This window comes from Streptomyces sp. NPDC006510, from assembly GCF_040611955.1.
GTDB lineage: Bacteria > Actinomycetota > Actinomycetes > Streptomycetales > Streptomycetaceae > Streptomyces.
In genome coordinates this window covers 26,061-44,567 of record NZ_JBEXPH010000060.1, presented here as the reverse complement: position 1 = coordinate 44,567, position 18,507 = coordinate 26,061, and the positions used below count along the sequence as shown (strand labels likewise).

At 72.3% G+C, this 18,507-nt stretch carries 22 protein-coding genes; 5 read left to right on the top strand and 17 right to left on the bottom strand.

What is annotated here, in order from left to right:
- The 6 genes from trpC to hisI form a co-directional block, all read right to left on the bottom strand.
- Positions 1 to 823, bottom strand: an 823-nt coding sequence (gene trpC, locus ABZY11_RS19840) for an indole-3-glycerol phosphate synthase TrpC (protein ID WP_356480372.1), incomplete at its 3' end; no start/stop codon positions are given.
- A 126-nt stretch (positions 824 to 949) separates the two neighbouring features.
- A complete protein-coding gene (locus tag ABZY11_RS19835) occupies positions 950 to 1,330 on the bottom strand; it encodes a DUF2752 domain-containing protein (RefSeq protein ID WP_356480377.1) in 381 nt (126 codons plus the stop codon).
- 200 nt (positions 1,331 to 1,530) lie between these two features.
- Positions 1,531 to 1,779, bottom strand: a complete 249-nt coding sequence (locus tag ABZY11_RS19830) for an HGxxPAAW family protein (RefSeq protein WP_356480371.1) — start codon at positions 1,777 to 1,779, stop codon at positions 1,531 to 1,533.
- 128 nt (positions 1,780 to 1,907) lie between these two features.
- Entirely contained in the window at positions 1,908 to 2,567 is a 660-nt protein-coding gene (locus ABZY11_RS19825; RefSeq protein WP_356480370.1) for a TIGR02234 family membrane protein, read from the bottom strand.
- A gap of 14 nt (positions 2,568 to 2,581) precedes the next feature.
- Positions 2,582 to 4,153, bottom strand: coding sequence for an anthranilate synthase component I (locus ABZY11_RS19820; protein ID WP_356480369.1), 1,572 nt, complete (start codon positions 4,151 to 4,153; stop codon positions 2,582 to 2,584).
- Positions 4,089 to 4,472, bottom strand: a complete 384-nt coding sequence (gene hisI, locus ABZY11_RS19815) for a phosphoribosyl-AMP cyclohydrolase (protein ID WP_356480368.1) — start codon at positions 4,470 to 4,472, stop codon at positions 4,089 to 4,091. Before hisI ends, ABZY11_RS19820 begins: the two co-directional genes overlap by 65 nt.
- An 84-nt stretch (positions 4,473 to 4,556) precedes the next feature.
- Here hisI and ABZY11_RS19810 point away from each other — a divergent pair, with 84 nt between their 5' ends.
- The gene (locus tag ABZY11_RS19810; RefSeq protein WP_356480367.1) at positions 4,557 to 5,189 is read left to right on the top strand and encodes a TIGR03085 family metal-binding protein; all 633 of its coding nucleotides are present in this window, start codon (positions 4,557 to 4,559) and stop codon (positions 5,187 to 5,189) included.
- A gap of 276 nt (positions 5,190 to 5,465) precedes the next feature.
- Here ABZY11_RS19810 and hisF read toward each other — a convergent pair whose 3' ends face one another.
- From hisF to hisD, 8 genes are read right to left on the bottom strand one after another with little or no spacing between them, the layout of a single operon-like run.
- Positions 5,466 to 6,221, bottom strand: a complete 756-nt coding sequence (gene hisF / locus ABZY11_RS19805) for an imidazole glycerol phosphate synthase subunit HisF (protein ID WP_356480366.1) — start codon at positions 6,219 to 6,221, stop codon at positions 5,466 to 5,468.
- Entirely contained in the window at positions 6,218 to 6,616 is a 399-nt protein-coding gene (locus tag ABZY11_RS19800; RefSeq protein ID WP_356480365.1) for a RidA family protein, read from the bottom strand. The genes hisF and ABZY11_RS19800 overlap by 4 nt, the downstream gene beginning before the upstream one ends.
- Positions 6,613 to 7,338: a bifunctional 1-(5-phosphoribosyl)-5-((5-phosphoribosylamino)methylideneamino)imidazole-4-carboxamide isomerase/phosphoribosylanthranilate isomerase PriA gene (gene priA, locus ABZY11_RS19795; protein WP_266736675.1), complete on the bottom strand. Its 726-nt coding sequence runs from the start codon at positions 7,336 to 7,338 to the stop codon at positions 6,613 to 6,615. Before priA ends, ABZY11_RS19800 begins: the two co-directional genes overlap by 4 nt.
- Positions 7,338 to 7,979 (bottom strand): imidazole glycerol phosphate synthase subunit HisH, encoded by a 642-nt coding sequence (gene hisH, locus ABZY11_RS19790; protein WP_356480364.1) that lies wholly within the window; start codon positions 7,977 to 7,979, stop codon positions 7,338 to 7,340. The genes priA and hisH overlap by 1 nt, the downstream gene beginning before the upstream one ends.
- A gap of 10 nt (positions 7,980 to 7,989) precedes the next feature.
- Positions 7,990 to 8,157: a hypothetical protein gene (locus tag ABZY11_RS19785; protein ID WP_164495228.1), complete on the bottom strand. Its 168-nt coding sequence runs from the start codon at positions 8,155 to 8,157 to the stop codon at positions 7,990 to 7,992.
- A complete protein-coding gene (gene hisB, locus ABZY11_RS19780) occupies positions 8,154 to 8,756 on the bottom strand; it encodes an imidazoleglycerol-phosphate dehydratase HisB (protein ID WP_356480363.1) in 603 nt (200 codons plus the stop codon). The genes ABZY11_RS19785 and hisB overlap by 4 nt, the downstream gene beginning before the upstream one ends.
- Entirely contained in the window at positions 8,753 to 9,880 is a 1,128-nt protein-coding gene (locus ABZY11_RS19775; RefSeq protein ID WP_356480362.1) for a histidinol-phosphate transaminase, read from the bottom strand. Before ABZY11_RS19775 ends, hisB begins: the two co-directional genes overlap by 4 nt.
- Positions 9,877 to 11,199 carry a histidinol dehydrogenase gene (gene hisD, locus ABZY11_RS19770; RefSeq protein ID WP_356480361.1) on the bottom strand — a complete coding sequence of 441 codons (1,323 nt, stop codon included), beginning with the start codon at positions 11,197 to 11,199 and terminating at the stop codon, positions 9,877 to 9,879. Before hisD ends, ABZY11_RS19775 begins: the two co-directional genes overlap by 4 nt.
- 138 nt (positions 11,200 to 11,337) lie before the next feature.
- Between hisD and ABZY11_RS19765 the strand changes: the two genes are divergently transcribed.
- From ABZY11_RS19765 to ybaK, 4 genes are all read left to right on the top strand, one after another.
- Positions 11,338 to 12,939 carry an oxidoreductase gene (locus ABZY11_RS19765; protein WP_356480360.1) on the top strand — a complete coding sequence of 534 codons (1,602 nt, stop codon included), beginning with the start codon at positions 11,338 to 11,340 and terminating at the stop codon, positions 12,937 to 12,939.
- 269 nt (positions 12,940 to 13,208) lie between these two features.
- Positions 13,209 to 14,246: a hypothetical protein gene (locus tag ABZY11_RS19760; protein ID WP_356480359.1), complete on the top strand. Its 1,038-nt coding sequence runs from the start codon at positions 13,209 to 13,211 to the stop codon at positions 14,244 to 14,246.
- Between the two features lie 5 nt (positions 14,247 to 14,251).
- Entirely contained in the window at positions 14,252 to 14,995 is a 744-nt protein-coding gene (locus ABZY11_RS19755) for an LON peptidase substrate-binding domain-containing protein (protein ID WP_356480358.1), read from the top strand.
- A 40-nt stretch (positions 14,996 to 15,035) separates the two neighbouring features.
- Positions 15,036 to 15,536, top strand: coding sequence for a Cys-tRNA(Pro) deacylase (gene ybaK / locus ABZY11_RS19750; RefSeq protein WP_356480357.1), 501 nt, complete (start codon positions 15,036 to 15,038; stop codon positions 15,534 to 15,536).
- Positions 15,537 to 15,811: 275 nt separating this feature from the next.
- Here ybaK and ABZY11_RS19745 read toward each other — a convergent pair whose 3' ends face one another.
- The 3 genes from ABZY11_RS19745 to ABZY11_RS19735 all read right to left on the bottom strand — a co-directional run bounded on the left by ABZY11_RS19745 (position 15,812) and on the right by ABZY11_RS19735 (position 18,492).
- A complete protein-coding gene (locus ABZY11_RS19745) occupies positions 15,812 to 16,543 on the bottom strand; it encodes an ABC transporter permease (protein ID WP_356480356.1) in 732 nt (243 codons plus the stop codon).
- Between the two features lie 34 nt (positions 16,544 to 16,577).
- Positions 16,578 to 17,306 carry an ABC transporter permease gene (locus ABZY11_RS19740; protein WP_356480376.1) on the bottom strand — a complete coding sequence of 243 codons (729 nt, stop codon included), beginning with the start codon at positions 17,304 to 17,306 and terminating at the stop codon, positions 16,578 to 16,580.
- 211 nt (positions 17,307 to 17,517) lie between these two features.
- Positions 17,518 to 18,492 carry an ABC transporter ATP-binding protein gene (locus tag ABZY11_RS19735; RefSeq protein ID WP_356480375.1) on the bottom strand — a complete coding sequence of 325 codons (975 nt, stop codon included), beginning with the start codon at positions 18,490 to 18,492 and terminating at the stop codon, positions 17,518 to 17,520.
- Positions 18,493 to 18,507 lie beyond the last annotated feature (15 nt).

Genomic DNA, 18,507 nt, shown 5'->3' with positions numbered 1-18,507 from the left:
GAGCACCAGTGCCGCACCGATGGCCAGCTCCGGGATCAGGGTGATGCCCCGCGGCGACCAGGTCGGCGACGGCGGCCCGCGGGTCGCGGCCGGTGACCAGGGACTCGCCCACGAGCACCGCGTCGGCGCCGGCGTTGGCGTACGCGATCAGGTCGTGCGGGCCGCGGACACCGGACTCGGCGACCTTGACGATGTGGTTGGGGATCTCGGGGGCGACGCGCTCGAAGGTGGAGCGGTCGACCTTCAGGTCCTTCAGGTTGCGCGCGTTGACACCGATGACCTTCGCCCCGGCGTCCACGGCACGCTCCGCCTCCTCCTCGTCGTGCACCTCGACCAGCGGCGTCAGGCCGATGGACTCGGCGCGCTCGATCAGCGAGACCAGGGCCTCCTGGTCGAGGGCGGCGACGATCAGCAGGGCGAGGTCGGCGCCGTAGGCACGGGCCTCCCAGAGCTGGTACGAGGTGACGATGAAGTCCTTGCGCAGGACCGGGATGTCGACCTTGGCGCGGACGGCCTCCAGGTCGGCGAGCGAGCCGCCGAAGCGGCGCTCCTCGGTGAGGACCGAGATGACGGACGCGCCGCCCGCCTCGTAGTCCGCGGCGAGCGCGGCCGGGTCGGCGATCGCGGCAAGGGCCCCCTTGGAGGGGCTGGAACGCTTGACCTCGCAGATGACGGTCACACCCTCGCCGCGCAGGGCGGCGACCCCGTCCTTGGCCCCCGGAGCGCGCGCGGCGCGTTCCTTCAGCTCGTCGAGGCTGACACGCGCCTGCCGCTCTGCGAGGTCGGCGCGTACGCCGTCGATGATCTCGTCGAGCACACTCACGCGAGCGGCCCCCTTTCGGGACGGTGATGATGAGGCAACAGGATCGGACATTCAGCCATATCAATGCTATCCGCAGGAGGGCGACTGGCTCGAATCCGGTTGATGAATGTCCCAGTACCTGGGCATTCAAGGCGCCAGAGCCGAACCGATCGGTAGATTCCGGACGACCGAGAAGATCAGCAGCACAGCTCCGATCCCCCACCAGACGACGGGCTTCGCCGCGATGCTCATGGGCCTGCCACGCCAGGCACGGACCGTCCAGACCGTCCAGAGGACGGCGAAGACCGCGTAGCCGGCGACGGCGAGCGCGTTGGAGCCGAGGGCCGCGGCGATGTCGCCGTGCGCGACGGCGTGGGCGCTGCGCAGCCCGCCGCACCCCGGGCAGTAGAGCCCGGTGAACCGGAGCAGCGGGCAGAGCGGGTAGTGGCCGGGTTGGTTGGGGTCGACGGCACCGACGTAGCCGAACGCCCCGACGACGACGGCCATGACGCCCACCGGCGTGGCCAGCCGCCGGACGCGCGAGGCGGGTACGGGGGCCGGCGGGAAGACCGGCGGGGACGGATGGCCGGGAGCGGGCCCGGAGGCCGGGGCCGGCACTGCGGCGGCGGAGGTAGGCGATGCGTCCACCCGGTGATTGTCCCCGCTGACGCGGAAAGGCGCAGCCCGGGCCGGGCTGCGCCTTGTGTGCGTGCGGATGCCGCGTGGTGTCAGGAGATCTGGGCCTGTGCGGCGTGGGCCCGGGCCGCAGCCATCTCCGCCGACTCCTTCGGCATGCCGAGGCCCGCGGCCTTCATCGCGAGGCCGACGACCCCGCCGAGGAGGACGACGGCGATTCCGGCCCAGAAGCCGACGGGGTTGGCCGCGACCATGAAGACGCCTGCGACGCAGAAGCCGATGAAGGAGATGATGACACCGGTCCAGGCGGCCGGGGTGTGTCCGTGGCTGCTGCCCGCCATGAGTTGCTCCTTGTTGGTGTTGCGCTGTTGGTATCGCTGTACGCAAAGCTGGTGGCGCTGTTGGTACCGCTGTGCTGAAAGCTCGGTTTCATTGTCCCGTACGTGCGTGGCCGGACGTGATCTGGGGGTCACACGTCGCGCGTCGGGTCCTCGCCGCGGTCCAGGGCCTTCCAGAGGTCCTCGGGCCGGTCCGGGTCCGGGGCGGTGCGGGCGGCCTTGCGGGGGCGGGGGGTGCCGTCCCGTTCGTACCGTCCCGACATGGTGGGCCAGAGCTTCCCGTACCGCAGGGCGAGGAGCCCGGCGAGCAGGATCAGCAGGCCGCCGACCGCGGTGATGTAGGGCCATGCGGTGTGGGCGAGCGCGTCGATGGTCGCCGAGGTGTCACCGGTGGACCGGGCGGCCTTCTCGTCGAGCGCCGCGCTGTCGGAGGCGCCGAGGCAGGCGCTCAGTCCGGCGCCGAGTCCGCTGAGGGCGAGGAGCCCGGCGACGAGCAGCCGGCCCGCCCCGCGGACCGCGAAGACGGCGACGAGGGCGGCCAGGCCGACTATGGCCAGGGCCGCCGGGAGGCCGGTGACGTCCTGGCCGTCGGCGGTCAGCGGCAGCGAGCCGCCACCGACGGACGCCCGGCCCTCGGCCCAGGTCTGGCCGGAGGCGAGCAGCACGACGGTGGCGCCCGCCGCCCCGAGGAGCAGGCCTGCGGCCAGGCTGCGGCGGCTTCCCGAGGCGTCGGACGCGATGACGGCTCGGGTACGGGGCTGGGGTACGGGGACAGCACTCACGTACTCCACTATCCCCTACCGGCTCATGCGCCGTGGAGCCGGTTGGCCGTATGCACCGCGCGGAGCACCGCCGCGGCCTTGTTGCGGCATTCGGTGTCCTCGGCGACCGGGTCGGAGTCGGCGACGACACCCGCTCCGGCCTGGACGTACGCCGTGCCGTCGCGGAGCAGCGCGGTACGGATGGCGATGGCGGTGTCGGAGTCCCCGGCGAAGTCGAGATAGCCGACGCAGCCGCCGTACAGTCCGCGGCGGGTCGGTTCGAGCTCGTCGATGATCTGCATCGCGCGGGGCTTGGGGGCGCCGGAGAGGGTGCCCGCGGGGAAGCACGCGGTCAGTACGTCGAAGGCGGTGCGGCCCTCGGCGACGCGGCCGGTGACGGTGGAGACGATGTGCATCACGTGCGAGTACCGCTCGATGGACATGAAGTCGACGACCTCGACGGTGCCGGGCGCGCAGACCCGCCCCAGGTCGTTGCGGCCGAGGTCGACCAGCATCAGGTGCTCGGCCCGTTCCTTCGGATCGGCGAGGAGTTCGTCGGCGAGCGCCTGGTCCTCCTGCGGGGTGGCGCCGCGGTGCCTGGTCCCGGCGATCGGGTGGACCATGGCGCGTCCGTCCTCGACCTTGACGAGGGCCTCCGGGCTGGAGCCCGCGACGTCGAAGCCGTCGAACCGGAAGAGATACATGTACGGCGACGGGTTGGTGGCGCGCAGCACCCGGTAGACATCCAACGCGCTTGCCGTGCACGGGGTTTCGAAGCGCTGGGAGGGAACGACCTGGAAGGCCTCGCCGGCCCTGATGCGCTCCTTCACGTCGTCGACGGCATCCTGGTACGCCTTGCCGCCCCACAGCGCGGTGTACGGAGGCAGCTCGGACGGCGGGAGGGCGGCGGGGGCGTTCTCGACGGGGCGGGAGAGGTCCCGTTCCATGGCGTCGAGGCGGGCGACGGCGTCCGCGTACGCCTCGTCGACGCCGGTCGAGAGGTCGTTGTGGTTGATCGCGTTGGCGATCAGCAGGACGCTGCCGTCCCAGTGGTCGAGCACGGCCAGGTCCGAGGTGAGCAGCATGGTCAGCTCGGGGAGGTGGAGGTCGTCCTCGGCGCTGTCGCCGATCCTCTCCAGGCGGCGCACGATGTCGTAGCCGAGGTAGCCGACCATGCCGCCGGTGAACGGGGGCAGTCCGTCGTCGACGACCAGGTCGTGCGGGGTGTGCAGGGTCTCGATGGTGGCGCGCAGGGCCTCCAGCGGGTCGCCGTCGACGGGGACGCCGACGGGCGGGACGCCCAGCCAGTGGGCCTGTCCGTCACGTGCGGTGAGGGTGGCGGCGCTGCGTACCCCGATGAAGGAGTAGCGCGACCAGGTGCGCCCGTTCTCCGCGGATTCCAGGAGGAAGGTGCCGCTGCGCTCGCCCGCGAGTTTGCGGTAGAGCCCGACGGGGGTGTCGCCGTCCGCGAGGAGCCTGCGGCTGACGGGGATGACGCGCCGGTCGACGGCAAGTTTGCGGAAGGTATCGAGATCCATGGTGGCTGGCCCTTTACTGCGCGAGCGGGAGGACGTCGGCGTCGAAGCAGGTGCGGTCGCCGGTGTGGCAGGCGGCACCCGTCTGGTCGACCCTGACGAGGACGGTGTCGGCGTCACAGTCGAGGGCGACGGACTTGACCTGCTGGATGTGGCCCGAGGTGTCGCCCTTGACCCAGTACTCCTGGCGGCTGCGGGACCAGTAGGTGCAGCGGCCGGTGGTGAGGGTGCGGTGCAGGGCCTCGTCGTCCATCCAGCCGAGCATCAGCACCTCGCCGGTGTCGTACTGCTGGGCGATGGCGGGGACGAGTCCGTCGGCACCGCGCTTGAGCCGGGCCGCGATGGCCGGGTCGAGGTTTCCGGACGGTGTGGGGGTACTGGGCGTGGGCGCGCTGGTCATGCGCCCATTGTGCCGTGGCCGCGGGGGCGTTTCCGTGCGGCGTCCACTGGGCGGACCGGGTGCGGCGGTCGTACGCTGGCGACCATGTCGACCCATGCGAAGCGTGAACGACTTCTGCTCGCCGACCTGTTGGAGGCGGCGGGACCGGAGGCCCCGACCCTGTGCCACGGCTGGACGACCCGGGACCTGGCCGCCCATGTGGTGGTCCGGGAGCGCCGGCCCGACGCGGCGGGCGGGATTCTGCTGGGCGTGCTGAAGAACCGGCTCGAACGGGTGCAGGCCGAATTCGCCGCGAAGCCGTACGAGGAGCTGATCCAGCTGATCCGTACGGGGCCGCCGAGATTCTCCCCGTACGCCGTGAAGCAGGTCGACGAGGCCGCCAACACCGTCGAGTTCTACATCCACGCGGAGGACGTCCGCCGGGCCCAGCCGGACTGGTCGCGGCGGGAGCTGGACCCGGTGTTCGCCGATCTGCTGTGGTCGCGCACCGAGAAGACGGCCCGGCTGCTGGGCCGCAGGTCCCCGGTGGGTCTGGTGCTGCGCCGTCCGGACGGCCGGACGGCGGTGGCGCACAAGGGCACCCCGGTGGTGACGGTCACCGGCGAGCCGGGCGAGCTGCTGCTCTTCGCGTTCGGGCGGCAGGACGCGGCGGCGGTGGGCCTGGAGGGCGACAAGGAGGCGGTGGACCGGCTGCACACGGCCCAGCTGGGGATGTAGGGCGTGCAGGGACGGGTCAGCGCGGGAGTTCGGCGCGGCGCAGCCGGGTGAAGGCGAGACCGGCGGCCCCTCCTGCCGCGCACACCGCGGCGCTGGCCAGGAAAGAAAACTTGCGCAATTCTTATTGCGCAATAAAAGCTGCGGGCGGGTCCTTGCTGCCGCGCCCCGGCCGGGAACGGCCCCTCAGAACGCCGATCGCCGTACGGGCCACAACGGCTCGTACGGCGATCGATGAGTACTGCTCTATGAGTACTGCTCCATGTGAGTACCGAGGGGTCAGCGGACCGGGTGTCCGGCCTCCCTGAGCGCGTCCTTGACCTCGGAGATCCGCAGATCGCCGAAGTGGAAGACGGACGCGGCGAGCACCGCGTCGGCGCCCGCCGCGATGGCGGGCGCGAAGTCGGCGAGCCGGCCGGCGCCACCGGAGGCGATGACGGGGACGGTCACATGCTCGCGCACCGCCGCGATCATCTCGGTGTCGTAGCCGTCCTTGGTGCCGTCGGCGTCCATCGAGTTGAGCAGGATCTCGCCCGCGCCCAGCTCGGCGGCCCGGTGCGCCCATTCGACGGCGTCCATGCCGGTGCCCCTGCGGCCGCCGTGCGTGGTGACCTCGAAGGTGCCCGCGGGGGTGCGCCGGGCGTCCACGGAGAGCACCAGGACCTGGCGGCCGAAGCGCTCGGCGATCTCCCGGATGAGCTCGGGGCGGGCGATGGCGGCGGTGTTGACGCCGACCTTGTCCGCGCCGGCCCGCAGCAGCTTGTCGACATCGTCGGCGGTGCGGACGCCGCCGCCGACCGTGAGCGGGATGAACACCTGCTCGGCGGTGCGGCGCACCACGTCGTAGGTGGTCTCCCGGTCGCCGCTGGACGCGGTGATGTCCAGGAAGGTCAGCTCGTCGGCGCCCTCGGCGTCGTACAGCTTCGCCATCTCGACGGGGTCGCCCGCGTCGCGCAGGTTCTGGAAGTTGACGCCCTTGACGACCCGGCCGTTGTCGACGTCCAGGCACGGGATGACGCGTACCGCGAGGCTCACCGCGCACCTGCCCGGTAGGCCTCGACCTCGACCTCGACGACCAGGCTCGGGTCCACGAAACCGGACACGATGATCATCGAGGCGGCCGGGCGGACGTCGTCGAAGAGCTCCTTGTGGGCGCGGCCGACCTCGTCCACGTCCCGGGCGTGCGTGATGTACATCCGGGTGCGGACGACGTCCTCGCGGCCCAGGCCGAGCTGCTTCAGCGCGTCGAAGGCGACCTTGAAGGAGGTGACGGTCTGCTCGTACGGGCCGCCCGCGGAGATCTGTCCGTTCTCCACCGATGTGCAGCCTGCCACCAGGACGAGGCCGTTCGGCAGCTGCACCGCGCGGGAGTAGCCGAACTTCTCCTCCCACGGGGCGCCGGAGGACACGCGGTTGACGGAGTCGCTCATCCGGAGACCACCTGCAGCGCTTCTTCGAGGGTGAACGCCTTCGCGTACAGCGCCTTGCCGACGATCGCGCCCTCGACGCCGTCCGGGACGAGCGAGGCGATGGCCCGCAGGTCGTCCAGCGAGGAGACGCCGCCGGAGGCGACGACGGGCTTGTCGGTGGCGGCGCAGACGTTCTTCAGGAGCTCCAGGTTGGGGCCCTGGAGGGTGCCGTCCTTGGCGATGTCGGTGACGACGTAGCGGGCGCAGCCCTCGGAGTCGAGACGGGCGAGCGTCTCGTAGAGGTCACCGCCGTCGCGGGTCCAGCCGCGGCCGCGCAGCGTGGTGCCGCGGACGTCGAGGCCGACGGCGATCTGGTCACCGTGCTCGGCGATCACCTTGGCGACCCACTCCGGGGTCTCCAGGGCGGCGGTGCCGAGGTTGACCCGGCGGCAGCCGGTGGCGAGGGCGGCGGCGAGCGAGGCGTCGTCGCGGATGCCGCCGGAGAGCTCGACCTTGATGTCCATGGCGCCGGCCACCTCGGCGATCAGCGCACGGTTGTCCCCGGTGCCGAAGGCGGCGTCCAGGTCGACGAGGTGCAGCCACTCGGCCCCGGCACGCTGCCAGGCGAGGGCGGCCTCCAGCGGGGAACCGTAGGAGGTCTCGGAGCCCGACTCGCCATGGACGAGGCGGACGGCCTGGCCGTCACGGACATCGACGGCGGGGAGCAGTTCAAGCTTCGGCATTACAGCGTCTCGATCCAGTTGGTCAGCAGCTGGGCGCCGGCATCGCCGGACTTCTCGGGGTGGAACTGGGTGGCCCACAGGGCACCGTTCTCCACGGCGGCGACGAACGGCTCGCCGTGGGTGGCCCAGGTGACCCGGGGGGCGCGGATCTTGGGGTTGGTGACTTCCAGGCTCCAGTCGTGCACCGCGTAGGAGTGCACGAAGTAGAACCGGGCGTCGGGATCGAGACCGGCGAAGAGCTGGGAGTCCTCGGGGGCCCGCACGGTGTTCCAGCCCATGTGCGGGACGACCGGGGCCTTCAGCGGGGCGACGGTGCCGGGCCATTCGTCCAGGCCCTCCGTCTCCACGCCGTGCTCGATGCCGCGCTCGAAGAGGATCTGCATTCCGACGCAGATGCCCATGACGGGGCGGCCGCCGGAGAGCCTGCGGCCGATGATCCATTCGCCGCGGGCCTTCTTCAGCCCGTCCATGCAGGCGGAGAACGCTCCGACGCCGGGCACCAGCAGCCCGTCGGCGTTCATCGCCTTCTCGAAGTCGCGGGTGATCTCGACGTCCGCGCCGACGTGGGCGAGGGCCCGCTCGGCGGAACGGACGTTGCCGAAGCCGTAGTCGAAGACGACGACCTTCTTGTTGTCGCTCACAGCTCGTTCCTCAGTCCCAGAGTCCCTGGATCCGCAGAATGCCTGCCAGCAGGCACATCACGGAGGCGAGCGAGAGCAGGACGATGACTCCCTTGGGCATGCCCTGCTTCGCGAAGGAGTAGACGCCGCCGGCCAGGAAGAGGCCGACGACGATCAGGATGGTGTTGAGGCCGGTCACAGCGCGCCCTTCGTGGAGGGGAGGATCCCGGCGGCGCGCGGGTCGTGCTCGCTGGCGTAGCGCAGTGCGCGGGCGAGCGCCTTGAACTGGCACTCCACGATGTGGTGGGCGTTGCGCCCGTACGGCACGTGGACGTGCAGGGCGATCTGCGCCTGCGCGACGAAGGACTCCAGGATGTGCCGGGTCATCGTCGTGTCGTACGCGCCGATCATCGGCGCCATGTTCTCCGGCTCGGTGTGCACCAGGTAGGGGCGGCCGGACAGGTCGACGGTGACCTGGGCGAGCGACTCGTCCAGCGGGACGGTGCAGTTGCCGAAGCGGTAGATGCCGACCTTGTCGCCGAGGGCCTGCCTGAACGCGGCGCCGAGCGCGAGGGCGGTGTCCTCGATGGTGTGGTGCGAGTCGATGTGCAGATCGCCGTCGGTCTTGACCGTGAGGTCGAAGAGCCCGTGCCGGCCGAGCTGGTCGAGCATGTGGTCGTAGAAGCCGACCCCGGTCGACACATCGACCTTGCCGGTGCCGTCGAGGTTTATCTCGACGAGCACCGAGGTTTCCTTGGTGGTGCGTTCGACTCTTCCTACGCGGGCCGCGCGAGTCATGCGTCGTGCTCCTTCTTCAGTTCGCGTACCGCATCGAGGAACGCGTCGTTCTCTGCCGGAGTGCCCGCGGAGACCCGCAGCCATCCCGGTACGCCGTTGTCCCGGACGAGGACGCCCCGGTCGAGGATCCGCTGCCAGGCGGTGTGGCTGTCGGCGAAACGGCCGAACTGGACGAAGTTGGCGTCCGAGTCGGTGACGTCGTAGCCGAGCGCGCGCAGCTCGGTGACGATCCGGTCGCGCTCGTTCTTGAGCTGCGCGACGTATCCGAGCAGCGTATCGGTGTGCTCCAGGGCGGCGAGCGCGGTGGCCTGGGTGACGGAGGACAGGTGGTACGGCAGCCGCACCAGCTGGACCGCGTCCACCACGGCCGGGTCGGCGGCGAGGTAGCCCAGGCGCAGTCCGGCGGCACCGAACGCCTTCGACATGGTGCGCGAGAGCACCAGGTTCGGCCGGCCCTCGATCAGCGGGAGCAGCGAGGCGTGGTGGCTGAACTCGCCGTACGCCTCGTCGACCACGACCATCGACGGCCTGGCCGCCTGGGCGGCTTCGTAGAGCGCGAGGACCGTCTCGGCGTCGACGGCGGTGCCGGTGGGGTTGTTGGGAGAGGTGATGAAGACGACGTCGGGCCGGTGCTCGGCGATGGCCCGCTCGGCGGCCTCGACGTCGATGGTGAAGTCCTCGTTGCGCGGTCCGGAGATCCAGCCGGTGCCGGTGCCGCGGGCGATGAGGGCGTGCATGGAGTACGAGGGCTCGAAGCCGATCGCGGTGCGGCCGGGGCCGCCGAAGGTCTGCAGCAGCTGCTGGAGCACCTCGTTGGAGCCGTTGGCCGCCCAGACGTTGGCCAGGGCGACCTGGTGCCCGGCGGTGCGGGTGAGGTAGCGGGCCAGTTCGGTGCGGAGCTCGACGGCGTCCCGGTCGGGGTAGCGGTTGAGGTCGCGGGCGGCCTCACGGACCCGCTCGGCGATCCGGTCGACGAGCGCCTCGGGCAGCGGGTAGGGGTTCTCGTTGGTGTTCAGCCGCACGGGTACGTCGAGCTGCGGGGCCCCGTAGGGGGACTTGCCGCGCAGTTCGTCGCGGATCGGGAGATCGTCGATGCGGGTGCGAGGGGTGTTGCTGTGCGTCACTGCTGCGGGACCTTCCAGCCGAACCTGGCCTTGAGCGCGGCGCCGTGGGCGGGGAGGTCCTCCGCCTCGGCGAGGGTCACGACGTGGTGGGTGACCTCGGCGAGTGCGTCGCGCGTGTAGTCGACGATGTGGATGCCGCGCAGGAAGGACTGCACGGAGAGGCCCGAGGAGTGGCAGGCGCAGCCGCCGGTGGGCAGGACGTGGTTGGAGCCGGCGCAGTAGTCGCCGAGCGAGACCGGGGCCCAGGGGCCGACGAAGATCGCGCCGGCGTTGCGGACCCGGTCCGCGACGGCCGCGGCGTCGGCCGTCTGGATCTCCAGGTGCTCGGCGGCGTACGCGTCGACGACCTTGAGGCCGTCCTCCAGGTCGTTGACCAGGACGATCGCGGACTGGCGGCCGGCCAGCGCGGGCTCGATCCGGTCGGTGACGTGCTTGGTCGCGGCGATCTGCGGCTTCAGCTCGGCCTCGGTGGCCGCGGCCAGCTCCGCGGAGTCGGTGACCAGGACGGCGGCGGCCATCGGGTCGTGCTCGGCCTGGCTGATCAGGTCGGCGGCGACGTGCACCGGGTCGGCGGTGGAGTCGGCGAGGATCGCGATCTCGGTGGGGCCCGCCTCCGCGTCGATGCCGATGCGGCCCTTGAGGAGGCGCTTGGCGGCGGCGACGTAGATGTTGCCGGGGCCGGTGACGAGGTTCACCGGAAGGCACTCGGCCGTTCCGTACGCGAACATCGCGACGGCCTGGGCGCCGCCGGCCGCGTACACCTCGTCGACGCCGAGCAGGGCGCAGGCGGCGAGGATCGTCGGGTGCGGCAGACCGCCGAAGTCCTTCTGCGGCGGGGAGGCGACGGCGATGCCCTCGACGCCCGCCTCCTGGGCCGGTACGACGTTCATGACCACGGACGAGGGATAGACGGAGCGCCCGCCCGGTACGTACAGCCCGACGCGCTCGACCGGCACCCACTTCTCGGTGACGGTGCCGCCGGGGACGACCTGGGTGGTGTGCGTGGTGCGGCGCTGCTCGCGGTGGACGAGGCGGGCGCGGCGGATCGACTCCTCCAGGGCGGCCCGCACGGCCGGGTCGAGCCGCTCGACGGCGTCGGCGATCGCCTCGGCCGGGACCCGGATCGAGTCGATCCGTACGCCGTCGAATTTCTCCCCCCACTCGATCACTGCCGCGGAGCCACGATGGCGTACGTCCTCGCAGATGGGCCGCACCGTCTCCAGGGCGGCTTCCACGTCGAACTCGGCACGGGGCAGCAGGTCGCGCAGGGCTCCACCCTCGGGGAGGGCGTTGCCGCGCAGATCGATTCGAGAGATCACACCGCAATTCTCGCAGACCGCCTCCGGCGTCCGGTCGCCCGTATCACTGGCTGATACATGTCCCGGATGTCACTGCTGACCAATAGCGTTCACGTCGTCACCCAGGGGGAAGAACAGCTCCGAGCGGAAGGGGCACCCGTGACCGAGCCGCACGATGGCGATTTTCCGGATGGTCTGAGCGCAGCCGAGCTGGGTATGTGGCAGGCCTTCCGGAACGGCAGCACCTACGATCTGCGCGCCCGCGACCCCGCGCGGGACGATCCGTTCGCGCCGCGTGTCTGGGGACCGGAGCGCAGTGTGGACGGGCGCGTCGTCGCCCGGCTGCTGCTGTCCGGTCCGCCGCCGCGGCCGGGGCGGGTGGCGGCGCTGAAGTTACGGGGGGTGCGGATCACCGGAACACTCGATCTCGCGGGCGGGCGCGTCGCGCCGTACGTCGAGATGACCGGCTGTCGCTTCGAGAGCGAGGTGGTGCTGCCGGAATGCCACTTCACGACGTTGCGGATCGTCGGCTGTGCGATGCCGCGGCTGGAGGCGGCCCGGCTGCGCACCGAGGGTGATCTGCATCTGCCGCGCTGCCGGATCCCGCGCGGGCTCCGGCTCACCGACGCCCAGATCGGCACCGATCTGCTGATCAACCAGATCGAGATCGGCCCGGACCGTGGCGGGCGGGCGCTGGCCGGGGACGGGCTGGCGGTCGCCCAGGATCTGCAGGCGGAGCTGATCGAGGCGCGCGGCGAGCTGAGTCTGCGCGGGGCGAAGGTCGGCGGTTCGCTGAGCCTGCGCGGCAGCCGGCTGCGGGGCAGGGAGGGGCGGCGCGCGCTGAACGCCCCGCAACTGACCGTGGAGCGGACGCTGTACATGAGCGAGGCGTGGGTGAGCATCGACACCGGGATCCAGGGCACCACTCCCCCGTTCGGCATCGTCATGGCGTCGACCCCGGCGAACGGCACGCGTTCGCAGGTCTTCGAGTGCCGCGGCGGGGTGCGTCTGGACGACGGGCGGTTCGGCGACGCGGTCGATCTGCACAAGGCGCGGTTCGTGCTGGCCCGGCACGAGGAGCTGTCGCTGCGCCGGATCGTCACCCCGGAGCTGCGGTTCAACGCGGAACGGCCGGAGGAGGGCCGGGTCGTGCTGAACGGCGCGAAGGTCGTCACGCTGATCGACGTGTCGACCAGCTGGCCGGGGCCCGGCGGGCTGGCGATGGGCGGTTTCGTGTACGAGAACCTCGTCCCGTACGGGCACTTCCCGCTCTCCCGGCGCCTGGAGTGGGTGGCGGCGGCGACCCCGGAGTACGTACCGGAGCCGTACGAACGCCTGGCGACGGTGCTGCGCAACTGCGGGGAGGACGCGGACGCCCGGGAGGTGCTGCTGGCCAAGCAGCGGCGGCGGCGCGAGACGCTGCCGCTCGCCGCGAAGCTCTGGGGCTTCCTCCAGGACTGGACGGTGGCGTACGGCTACCGGCCTGGGCGGGCCGCGCTGTGGATGGCGTTGCTGTGGGCGGCGGGGGCGATGGCCTTCTCGCAGCACGTCCCGGCGGCGATCAAACAGGACGAGCACCCGCAGTGGAACCCGGCGCTGTACGCGCTGGATCTGCTGATCCCGGTGATCAATCTGGGCCAGGACGGTTACTGGCGGATGGAGGACGGCTGGCAGTGGGCGGCGGCCGTGCTCGTACTGCTGGGCTGGATACTGGCCACGACCGTCGCGGCGGGCGCCTCCCGGCTGCTGCGCCGGGGCTGACCGGAATCCGGCCACGGCCGGCTGGACGACGGGCCGTGGGACCGTTCGGAATCCCCTCTGCCGAACGGTCGGCGCGGTGTCCATGGACCGTGGTCGAACGATCGCCCGAGCTGCGCTCGAAGGGCCGTACACCATCGGCCGGAACAGCGGGAACAAGCCAGATTCCGCACTTTCCTTTACTTCTTCTTGACCCGGTCCGATACAACCCATTCACTCGGCACCAAAGCTTCACAGCGCGCCTCTGGCGCCGCCCCGACCAGGGCTTTTCAATGGTCTGCACCATGGCAATCCTTCGCTCTCTGCTCCGTGCCGCGTGCACGATCCGGCGCCCCTCACAGGGGCCCGCCACGCTGCCCGCGGACGACGAGGTGCTGCTCGACGCCCCCGACGAGCGGCTCTCCCCCGCACTGGTCGCCGCCGCTCTCGGGGAGTACGGACCGGCCGCGAAACTCCTCGCCACCACCCGGGACGGCGCCGAGTGGGAGAACCGCGACCGCTACCTCGGCCGGCTCGTCACCTTCGCCCGCAACCGCGACGGCTGGCTGACCGACTGGCTCGCCGCCGCCCCGCACGACCCGGACGCGCTGCTCGTCAAGGCAGAGCTGGCGGTCCGCCGGGCCTGGGAGTCGCCCGCGCGGGCCGAGCAGCTGCGCGAGCTGGGACCGCTGATCACGGCGGCGGCCGAGAGCGATCCGCGCGACCCGGTGCCCTGGCGCCTCGCGCTCGACCACGCACGCGGCACCCATGCCACGCACACCACGTTCGAGGCGCTGTGGGAGCAGGCGATCCAGCGCTCCTCGCACCACTACGGCTGCCATGTCGCGGCGCTGCGGTACCTCTCCGCGGCCTGGTACGGCTCGCACCGCGAGTGCTTCGACTTCGCCGAGCGGGCCGCCGAGGACTCGCTGCCCAGCTCGCTGGTGCAGGCGCTGCCGCTGCGGGCCGCCTTCGCCCTGCTGATCGAGGGGCCCGGCGCACGGACCACCTCGGTGCAGGAGGAACGTATCGACGCGGCGGCGGATCTGGCCATCGCGCTGTCCGCCTCGTTCGAGCCGGGCGACCCCTGGCCCGGCGAGGTCCGCAATCTGCTGGCGTTCGTGCTGGTCAGCCGGGGCCGCTGGGACGAGGCACTGGAACAGTTCCGGCAGATCGGACCCCATGCGGCGTCGTTCCCGTGGTCGTCGGTCTCCGACGATCCGCTCGGCCGGTTCCTGGAGGCGCGGGACGACGCACGGCTCCGGACGGCCTGCCCGACGCCGTTCCCCGGACGGGCCGACCGGGGCAGGGCCGGCGGCCATTACGCTTGACCGTTGTGACCACCGCTCGCCTGCCTCTGTTCCCGCTGAACGCGGTGCTGTTCCCCGGCCTCGTGCTGCCGCTGAACGTCTTCGAGGAGCGTTATCGCGCCATGATGCGCGAGCTCCTGAAGACCGACGAGGACGAACCCCGCCGCTTCGCCGTGGTCGCGATCCGCGACGGCCGCGAGACCGCCCCGACGGGCGCCGGAATGCCGGACGCCCTGAACGTCCCCGCCGAACGCGGCCCCTCGGACGGCTTCGGCCCCGACCCCGTCCAGACCTTCCACCGGGTCGGCTGCATCGCCGACGCGGCGAAGATCCGGGAACGGCCGGACGGCAGCTTCGAGGTCCTGGCGACCGGCACCACCCGGGTGAAGCTGCTCTCCGTCGAGGCGAGCGGCCCCTTCCTGACGGCCGAACTCGAAGAGCTGGGCGAGGAGACCGGCGAGGAGGCGGGGGCGCTCGCCGAGGGCGTACTGCGGGCCTTCCGCAGCTACCAGAAGCGACTGGCCGGGGCGAGCGAACGGTCCCTCACGACCGGCGCGGACCTGCCCGACGACCCCTCCGTCGTCTCCTACCTGGTCGCGGCGGCGGCGGTACTCGACGTACCGACCAAGCAACGGCTGCTCCAGGCACCCGACACCGCGACCCGGCTGCGCGAGGAACTGACGCTGCTGCGCTCCGAGACCGCCGTCATCCGCCATCTGCCGTCGCTGCCCGCGGTGGATCTGACCCGCGCCCCGACCCACCCCAACTGATCCGACCGATCCGACCGATCCGACCGAGGACCGTTTCCCCGTGGCGAAGAAGCCCAAGAAGCAGCAGTCCGGCGGCACTCCGGCAACGGTCGCACTGACCGCGTCCGGCACGGCGTTCACCGTCCACTCCTACGACCACGACCCGGCGTCGGCCTCCTACGGCGAGGAGGCGGCCCAGGCGCTGGGCGTCTCCCCCGACCGGGTCTTCAAGACCCTGGTGGCGGACGTCGACGGCACGCTGACCGTGGCGGTCGTCCCGGTGGCCGGCACGCTGGACCTCAAGGCCCTGGCCTCAGCGGTGGGCGGCAAGCGGGCCACGATGGCCGACCCGACGGCCGCGGAACGCACCACCGGCTACGTACGGGGCGGCATCTCCCCACTGGGCCAGCGGAAGCGGCTGCGTACGGTGCTGGACGCCTCGGCACGGTCCCACGAGACGATCTGCGTCTCGGCGGGCCGCCGCGGCCTGGAGGTCGAACTCTCCCCGGCGGATCTGGCGTCGCTGACGGGGGCGGTGTTCGCGGAGATCGGCCGGGGGTAGGGGGACTGCCCCGGCGGCGCTTCATCAGCCCGCCCGGCACTGCTCGGCCGGCTCGGCACTTGTTCCGCCCGGAGCCGGCGCCTCTCAGCCGGCTCGGCACTTGTTCCGCCCGGCCGGAGTTTCTCAGCCCGTCCGGGCACCTTTCAGCCCGTCCGGCGATTGAGGACCGGGTCCGGGGCAGAGCCCCGGTTTCGGGAAGGGGCGGGTAGGGGACAAGCCCCGCGCAGCGGCCCACCCCAGCCACCCCCACGCACCCGCACCGCACCGCACCCGCCCTACGACCCCACCGGCGCCCCGCCCCCGGCCGCCCCGGAACCAGGCGCCCCACCCGGGAACACCCCCCACTCCGGCTCCGGATCCCGTGGCCCGAACAGCGCGGTCAGCCCGAGATGGACCGCCATCGCACCCAGCGGCCAAGCCAGCAGCGCCCCCTTCGCCCGCAGCTGGAGCGGCGCGTCGAAGACCACGCCCTTGCCGACCGCCCGCGCGTGCGCGACCACGTCCTGGGTCGGCCCGAGCCACACCCCCAGCCGCCAGGCCAGCAGCGAACCGAGCAACCCGCCCAGCGCGAGCCCCACCACCAGGGCGATGCCGCCGCGCCGCTGGAACCAGAAGAGCAGCGCCGCGGAGAGCGCCCCGAAGGCGAGGGCCAGCAGCACGAACGTACCGTCGGCGCCGATCGCCTCCTCGCCCTCGCTGTCGCTCAGGAAGACGGCGGTGCTGTCGGAGACGAGCGGAACCCTCGGCGCCAGCCACAGCCAGAGGAGCCCGAGCGCGATGCCCGAGAGAGTCACGAGAGCGGTGACGATCGCGGCCCGCCGCAGATCCGACCGGAGATCCTTCTCCTGCTGCGCCTCCAGCAGGGTTCCGGGGTGGTACGCACCGGACCCGCCGGGCCCACCAGGTCCACCGGGCCTGCCCGGTCCTCCCGGGCCACCCCAGTTCGGCGGGGTCTGCCACGGATCGTTGGACGAGGGCTGGTGAGGCGGCGTCAGAGGTGCGGTCACCGTGCCATCGTGCCAGGCGCCCCCGCGCCGCGCCTCACCGGACCGCTGCCCTGCGGTACGCCCAGGTCGCCACGGCCAGCGAGAGGACGCCGACAAGGGCACAGACGGCGAGGTCCAGCGCGACGACCGCCCAGTCCGGGTGGGCGCCGAAGGACCGCGAGAGCGCCTCGACGCCGTAGGTCGAGGGCAGCAGATCGCGCGCCCAGCCGACCGGCGTCGGCAGCCGGTCGGCCGGGAGCACACCGAGCAGCAGCGCCGCCGACATGCCCAGCTGGCCGAGCAGCGTGGCCAGCTCCTGCCGGGGCGCGAGCAGCCCCAGCGCCGCGCCCAGCCCGGAGAGCGCCGCCCCGGAGAGCGGGATGACGGCGACGAGCACCCACAGATGCGTCAGCGGCAGCCCGAACAGCACGCTGCCGGCCACGGCCGTGACGATCGTGCCGGGCACGGTGAAGGAGGCGTACGCCCCGGCCGCGCCGAGCACCACCGCGGCGGGCGGCACCGGCAGGGTGGCGTAGTGGTCGAGCCCGCCGCCGGCCCGCAGCTGCCCGAAGTACTGGGCGAGGAGATTGAGCGCCACGAAGGCCACGACGAGGACGCTGGAGCCGGCGACGACGGCCCGCGCCTCGGAACCGCCGTCGACGACCCCGCGCATCAGCACCATGATCCCGACCGACTGGAAGGTCGCGACGAAGAGCAGCGGGATCCGGGCGACCCTGGCCCTGGACAGCTGGGCGCGGTAGACGGCCGCGAGCGAAGGGAACAGCCGGGCCCGCGGTGCGAGCGGCGCGGGCGCCGCCCCCTCCCGGCCGACGCCGACGCCGGCGCCGTCGCCGAGGGGACCGGCACGGCCGTCCTCCGCGGCCCGGACGGATCCGGTCACCGCGTGCGCGGGAACGATGCTCGTCACCTGGCGCTGCTCCTGTTCGCTCCCGGCCCGGCCGCGCACCCGCACCCGGTCGTCCCGCTCACCGCGGTCATGCCTTCACCAGCCCCTTGGCCGCGTCCCCGCCGAGCGCGAGATAGACGTCCTCCAGGCTGGGCGTCGCCAGCGTGAAGTCGTCGAGTGCGGCGAAGGCCGCGCCGCCGGTCACCGCGGCGACCGCCACCCGCGCCGCGTCGGGGCCGAGCCGCAGCACCCAGCGCCGCCCGGACTCCTGGGCCGCGCCGCGCAGCGCGGCCACTTCGGGGACGTCCAGCGGCGCCCGCTCGCGCCACACCAGCTCGACCCGGACCTCGCCCGCGACACGCTCCTTGAGCCCGGTCGGCGTGTCGCAGGCGATGACCTTGCCGCGTTCGATCACGGCGACCCGGTCGAGGACCGTCTCGGCCTCGATGACGTTGTGGGTGACGAGCAGCACCGTCGTGCCGCGCTCGGCCCGGCGCCGGTCCACGGCGGCCCAGACGGCGCGCCGCGCGACGGGGTCCATGCCGGTCGTCGGCTCGTCCAGCACCAGCACCGGCCGCTCGCCGACCAGCGCGGCGGCGAAGCAGGCGAGCCGCCGCTGCCCGCCGGAGAGCTTCTTCAGGGGGCGTCCCGCGATCCCGGTGAGGCCGAGCTCGTCGAGTACGGCGTCCCGCTCGGCGCGGGCATCCGCCGCCGCGAGGCCGCGCAGCCGTCCGGTGGTCTCGGCGGCGAGCGACACGGTCAGCTCGTCGAGGGCGGTGGACTCCTGCCCGAGGTAGCCGATCAGCCGGGAGGCGCGCTCCGGATGACGTACGAGATCGTGGCCCAGCACGGTGACGCTGCCGGAATCGGGGCGCATCAGGCCGGTGAGCTGCCGTACGAGGGTGGACTTCCCGGCGCCGTTGGGGCCGAGGAGGCCGAAGATCTCGCCGCGCCGCACATCCAGGCTGATCCCGTCGGTGGCGCGTACCTCGGGTGCGGCGGGTGTGCCGCGGCGGCCGCGGGCTGCGGGATAGGTCTTGACCAGATCACGCACCGCGCACACGGTCCCGGTCGCCGG

Excerpts from the sequence above, each read along its gene's own strand:
- ABZY11_RS19830 (WP_356480371.1), bottom strand. The coding sequence starts at position 1,779 with ATGGCGGGCAGCAGCCACGGACACACCCCGGCCGCCTGGACCGGTGTC.
- ABZY11_RS19810 (WP_356480367.1), top strand. The coding sequence starts at position 4,557 with ATGTCGACCCATGCGAAGCGTGAACGACTTCTGCTCGCCGACCTGTTG.
- hisI (WP_356480368.1), bottom strand. The coding sequence starts at position 4,472 with ATGACCAGCGCGCCCACGCCCAGTACCCCCACACCGTCCGGAAACCTC.
- ABZY11_RS19760 (WP_356480359.1), top strand. The coding sequence starts at position 13,209 with ATGGTCTGCACCATGGCAATCCTTCGCTCTCTGCTCCGTGCCGCGTGC.
- priA (WP_266736675.1), bottom strand. The coding sequence starts at position 7,338 with ATGCCGAAGCTTGAACTGCTCCCCGCCGTCGATGTCCGTGACGGCCAG.
- hisB (WP_356480363.1), bottom strand. The coding sequence starts at position 8,756 with ATGACTCGCGCGGCCCGCGTAGGAAGAGTCGAACGCACCACCAAGGAA.
- ABZY11_RS19800 (WP_356480365.1), bottom strand. The coding sequence starts at position 6,616 with ATGAGCGACTCCGTCAACCGCGTGTCCTCCGGCGCCCCGTGGGAGGAG.